Source organism: Actinomyces sp. (assembly GCF_030530635.1).
Taxonomy (GTDB): domain Bacteria; phylum Actinomycetota; class Actinomycetes; order Actinomycetales; family Actinomycetaceae; genus Actinomyces.
Window position 1 is genome coordinate 1 of sequence record NZ_JAUMUL010000106.1, and the last position, 5,330, is coordinate 5,330.

Genomic DNA, 5,330 nt, shown 5'->3' on the forward strand with positions numbered 1-5,330 from the left:
CCTATGGCCACCGTCAACATCACGGGCGAGCAGTTCAACGACACCATTCGTGGCGAGGGCATCACCTTCGTCGACTTCTGGGCCTCCTGGTGCGGCCCGTGCCAGCGCTTCTCGCCGATCTACGAGAAGGCCTCCGAGGCGAACCCGGACGTGACCTTCGCGAAGGTGGACACCGAGGCCGAGCAGGGTCTGGCCGCGGCCCTGGGCATTTCCTCCATCCCGACCCTCATGGTCTTCCGCGACGACGTCCTCGTCTACCGCGAGGCGGGCGCCCTGCCGGCGAAGGCTCTTGACGCGCTGATCGACCAGGCGCGCGAGCTGGACATGGACGCGGTGAAGAAGCAGATCGCCGAGCAGCAGGGACAGGCCTGAGGGGCGCGCCTGCGCCGCACCACATAAGTCAGCGCCGCTAATGAGTGCCTCTGATAAGATAGGAAGCATGATGAACTCTGTTGCCGCTCCTCCCATCCTGCCGAGCTTCACCGCCACCCCTGAGCTCACCGACGCTCTCCAGCAGGCGCTCGTCGACGTCACCGCGCTCTCGCTCGTCACCAAGCAGATCCACTGGAACGTTGTTGGCGCCAACTTCCGTGACGTCCACCAGGGGCTCGACGAGGTCGTCGACATCGCGCGCGAGGCCTCGGACACCATCGCCGAGCGCATGCGCGCCGTCAACGCCGTCCCCGACGGCCGCCCCGATGCTCTGGCCGCCTCGACCCTGCCCACCGCGCCGGCGGACCTGACCATCGTCACCGAGGCCGTCTACTACGAGGTTGCCGCCATCAACGCCGTCGTCGCCACCCTGCGCGACATCCACAAGGTGGTCGACGAGACCGACCCCATGTCCTCCGGCATCATCGAGGACGTCACCCTCAAGCTCGAGCAGCAGGCCTGGTTCCTCTCGGCCGAGAGCTACACCGCCTGAGCGCACCGCCTGTGCCCGGGCCGGCTCCGGTCGGGCACAGGATCGTCGGGCGGGCGGGGCCGGCCCGCCCGGCGGCCCCGCCCGGGGGGCGGGGGGGCGGGGGGAAACCCGGGTGCGGGGCCACGCTCCATCCCGCCGTAGACGCCTACTCCCGTACTGCAGGCGCTGCCTCCTGATCCGCTCCCAGCACCGCATTCATATCCGCACCTGCGAACACGGCCGCCGCGGCTGTGTCGACGTCGACACTGCCTGGAGCCGCAGAACACCACCACCGTGCTCGGGCTCGGTGCCACCGCACTGGCCCGCACGCTGGCCGACTGTCTGCTGGACCCGCCGGGTCCGGATGCCTTCGTCGTCGGAGATTCACTGCTGCGAGCCGGCTCCGGGTTCAACCGTTTTGATCCGGGGCGGTGTCGACCCGCCCTGGACCGTCTGCTGGCGCAGACACAGTCTGTGCTGGAGCGCTCGCGTGGTCACCGTGGGGTGGCACGGGCGCCCAGAATGCTGCCGCTGCTCAGCCCGGCCGCAGAGTCTCCGGGAGAGAGCGAGACCCGGTATTGGCGTTTGGTCACGGGTATGCCGACTCCGCAATTGCAATTCGAGGCGCCCGCAGACCCCGGTGGTTGGTTCCTCGATCTCGCCTGGGATCACCTGCGGATCGCGCTGGAGTTCGACGGCGCCGGCAAGTACGCCCGGCGCGGCGACGCCCTCTACCGGGACAAGCAGCGTCAAGAAGGTCTGGAGACGCTGGGCTGGCGGGTGCTGCGGGTCGCGTGGTCGGATCTCAGGAGTCCCACGACGCTGGTGGGCAGGGTCTTGGCCGCGCTGCCGGACGGAGTCGAGGTCGCACCCGCACCCAGGCCCTGGCTAGCGTGACGACCGTAGGCGCGCTAGTGCGCCTACGGTCGTCAGGACGCACTGCACCGATGCTGAGATGCAGCTCCGGCGACCGGCATCCCCGACGACGGTCCCAACGGGCCGTGTCAGTCGTCGAGCAGGCCATGCAGGGCGAGCGCCTTGGGGAGGTCCTTGCGGCTGGAGATCCCCAGGGCGCGGTACACGCCGGTCAGGCGCAGTTCCACAGTACGCACCGCCATGTAGGTCTCGGCCGCAATCTCCTTGTTGCGGCGTCCCCGTGCCGCGAGCCGGGCCACCCGCAGCTCGGTGTCCGTCAGCTCCGGCGGCGTGATGGAAACGACCGCCGGCATCGACGACGCCCCGTCGCCCGCCTCGAATCCGCCGGCGCGTTCAGTCACGCGACGCCAGAAGAACATGGAGTTGTCCGCGGCGAGTTCGGTGGCGCGCGCCACCAGCGCCTGCGCGCAGGAGACGGCGTCCGCGCACATCCCCAATTCGGCGGGATCGAGTCCCGGCGAACGGCGCAGTCGGGCGGCGCAGACCATGTCGGCACGCACTTGTCTGACCGCGTTACCGGAGCAGGCGGCCTCCAGCAGGAGCCTCGAGATCAGCGGGATGGCTTCGGCGTCGTCGGACAACAGCACGGTAAGCAGTCCATCGTCCGGATCGGGGCCCATCCGTCCGCCGGCCTGTGCCCGGAGCCAAGCGGCCAGGCCCGGCACACGCTCAAGCAGCGCGGGCTCGATAATGACCATGTCGACGACGCTCGACCACACGGCGCGCAGACGTTCCCGGGGGACGGCCGCGGAAACGGTGGGGCCGAGCAGTAACCCGGCCAGCGAACCATCACCGGAGGCGAGCCGCGCGGCCGCCTCCAGCACGCCCACCCACAGCTGTTGGGGGGAGGCGGCGGAGCCCGGCAGTCCGCCGGCCATGGCCGCGCGCCAGGCGGTGGCGGAGGCCTCGCCGCCGAACAGCATGGCCCCCTGTGCCGCCATGGCCATGCCCAGGCCGGTAAGTCCGGCTCGCAGCGGAACTCGGAAGCCGTCACTGATCAACTCCGCTTGGGCGTAGCCGGTCCAGCCGAGCCGACTGTTCAGGTACGCCCGGAGGGACACCGCCTGCGCCTCATAGAACGGGCTGGCTCCGGCAAGTCGGGACTGCATCGATTCCACGAAGACCGGTCTCTCCGCCGACAGGTCCTCGGCCGCCAGGACGGCGTGGATCACGGCCTGCGCCCATACGGCGACATCACCGCGCGCGGTATCGCCGGGGATGTCCACGAACACGCCGGTCAACGGGTTGTTCGAGACGCTGCCACGGTCCCCGTCCACCCGGGCCGCGAGCGCCTGCGCCAAGGCGAGGGCACCGGCATTTCCGGAGCCGGGGCGCTCCTTGGCCGTATCGGTGTCCAACAGTTTGATCGCAGTGTGCAGGTAATCGCGAGGACCGTCCGCCGCTCCAACCAGGCGCTCCTGAGACGCCAGAAGAATCAGGCAGCGCGCCGCAGGTAGCGGTTCCACCGCACCCAGTTCCGCAATGCGAGCGGCCAGCCGGCTGTCCTCCTCAACACTCACGCCCTCGCAGCCGCGGGCAGTGATGTAACCGGCGATCGCGGTCAGCTCCTCCTGCGGAGACAGGCCGGGCCATCCCATGGCCTGAAGCAGGCACGAGGATGCGGTCAAGGTGCAGCCGAGCTGCAGGGCGAGGTGCCCTCGCAGCAGCCGGATGCGCGCCTCCTGATCGGGGCAGAGGTCGGGCGCGGATCGGTTCCGGTCCAAGGCGTCGACGATCCGCCAGGCGGTGTTGAGACTGCCGTGCTGAAGTTCTGTGGCGGCGGCGGCGAGCAGCCGGTCCAAGTCGTCCGGCGCGGCGCCACCCGCCTCCAGCCGGTGCCAGGAGCGTTCCCGGGTGCCATCCCGGTAGGAGTCGGCCAAAGCCTCGTGCAGGTTGCGCACCACCTCCCGCGGGACGGCCTGAACGACGGCGGCGCCCAGGGCAGCGGCCAGCCCGGGGGCGGGGTTGGTGTCCGGCTGCAGATCCTCCGCCTCCGGCGGCGGCACCGTCCCGGTGGCCTCCCGGACCGCAGCCACATCCGGAATCAACTGCAGATGCATCGCCACCACGGCGTCACGCCGTGCCGGCTCCATTGCTACCAGACGCTCCGCGGCCTCACGCCGCGTCGGCTCCGAGACGGTCGGCACGCGCCACGGCAGTTCGCGACCGGCCAACGCCGCCCCGCTCATGGCGGCGCCCTGAGCACGGATGTCGGCGATCCGCCCTGCCGTACTGCGGGAGATCCACCCCGCCACCAGTGGATCGACATAGGCGGCGGTCTGAGCGCCGATGAGGTCCCTCACGTCGTCGGGCCCCAGATGCCGGATGGAGGCGGTGAACAAGGGTGGTTCCGCCACCTCGCCGACGTCACCCTCCGGCAGGAGCACGACAATCGCGAGGGGGGTCGTGGCCAGGAGGGAGGCGACTTTCCGCATCCGGGTGGTCGACAGCTGATCGCGCATACCGCGGGCGGAGACGACGACGAGCACCGGAGGGCCGCTGAAGGCGGCGGCGAGGTCCGTAGCCGCGTCCGATAGAGCATCGACGGTCGCCCCATCCTTGACGCTCATGCGCAGCGACTCGAGTCCCGCGCACAGATCGGCCTGCTCGCGATGTTGGCACAGCTTCTCAATGACCTGGTTCATACAGTTGCTCAGCAGGACGTCGGCGGCGTCGAGGCCGGGGTGATCGGCCGGTGGCGCGCAACCGATCTCGGCATCCACCTCCACTGTCCTGACTTCGAGCAGCAGGTCGGCAACGTCGGAGGCGAGCGCGGGACCGAGCGACCAGACTCCGGGAACCGACGGCGCAGACACCAGGTAGAGCGAACCCAGACCACGACTCAGGCGATCCGCGATCTCGCGTGCGACGAGGCGTCGCTGATCGGATGCGTGCACGTGGTCTCCTCTCATCGGCGCAGGGCAGCGGACGCCGAGCGCTCATTGAATTGGCCGTTATGATATCACCGCTAACACGTTACTGGGATGTCATCCCGATTCTACCGTCCCACGCCTCGCCACACCTGCCGCCCCGCGAGCAAGACCCACACCGCCGATCGCCCGCAGACCAGAGTCCATAACGCCCGCGGGCGCGCAGGCCCAGATACGTAACGGCCGCAGGCCCGAGCACACCCCGCCGCCGCGAGACCCGACATGTTAAGCTTTAAGCTAAGCGAAGCCTGCCTAAGAGGGTTGTTTGCCGGTTGTTACCATCGCAACCTCACCTCCGGTCGATTCTCCTTCGCGACACCCGAAGCAAGACAGTACGGCACGGACGATCCACCACCAGCCATGAGCAGCAAGGACAGCAAAAGAACCCGGATGAGCGCCTCCGAGCGACGCGAGCAGCTCATCGCCGTGGCCCGCGCCCTCTTCGCCAAGAAGGGGTTCGAGGCCACCAGCATTGAGGAGATAGCCAATCGGGCGAAGGTGTCCAAGCCCGTGGTCTACGAGCACTTCGGCGGCAAGGAGGGCCTGTACGCCGTCATCGT

General features: G+C 69.2%; 5 protein-coding genes. 4 read left to right on the plus strand and 1 reads right to left on the minus strand.

All coding sequences use genetic code 11. From position 1 onward, the window contains the following. The first annotated feature begins 3 nt into the window (after positions 1 to 3). From trxA to Q4A20_RS14615, 3 genes are all read left to right on the plus strand, one after another. Entirely contained in the window at positions 4 to 372 is a 369-nt protein-coding gene (gene trxA / locus Q4A20_RS14605) for a thioredoxin (RefSeq protein ID WP_303124095.1), read from the plus strand. Positions 373 to 442: 70 nt separating this feature from the next. Further along, positions 443 to 925, plus strand: a complete 483-nt coding sequence (locus Q4A20_RS14610) for a Dps family protein (RefSeq protein WP_303124097.1) — start codon at positions 443 to 445, stop codon at positions 923 to 925. Between the two features lie 273 nt (positions 926 to 1,198). Then, complete coding sequence (locus Q4A20_RS14615) at positions 1,199 to 1,801, plus strand: endonuclease domain-containing protein (RefSeq protein ID WP_303124091.1); 603 nt, start codon at positions 1,199 to 1,201, stop codon at positions 1,799 to 1,801. Between the two features lie 107 nt (positions 1,802 to 1,908). Here the strand turns inward: Q4A20_RS14615 and Q4A20_RS14620 are convergent, their stop codons facing one another. Continuing rightward, positions 1,909 to 4,737 (minus strand): helix-turn-helix transcriptional regulator, encoded by a 2,829-nt coding sequence (locus tag Q4A20_RS14620; protein WP_303124093.1) that lies wholly within the window; start codon positions 4,735 to 4,737, stop codon positions 1,909 to 1,911. A 393-nt stretch (positions 4,738 to 5,130) separates the two neighbouring features. Between Q4A20_RS14620 and Q4A20_RS14625 the strand changes: the two genes are divergently transcribed. Then, the coding region (locus Q4A20_RS14625) for a TetR/AcrR family transcriptional regulator (RefSeq protein WP_303124094.1) at positions 5,131 to 5,330 on the plus strand (200 nt) is incomplete at its 3' end.

Excerpts from the sequence above, each read along its gene's own strand:
- Q4A20_RS14610 (WP_303124097.1), top strand. The coding sequence starts at position 443 with ATGAACTCTGTTGCCGCTCCTCCCATCCTGCCGAGCTTCACCGCCACC.
- trxA (WP_303124095.1), top strand. The coding sequence starts at position 4 with ATGGCCACCGTCAACATCACGGGCGAGCAGTTCAACGACACCATTCGT.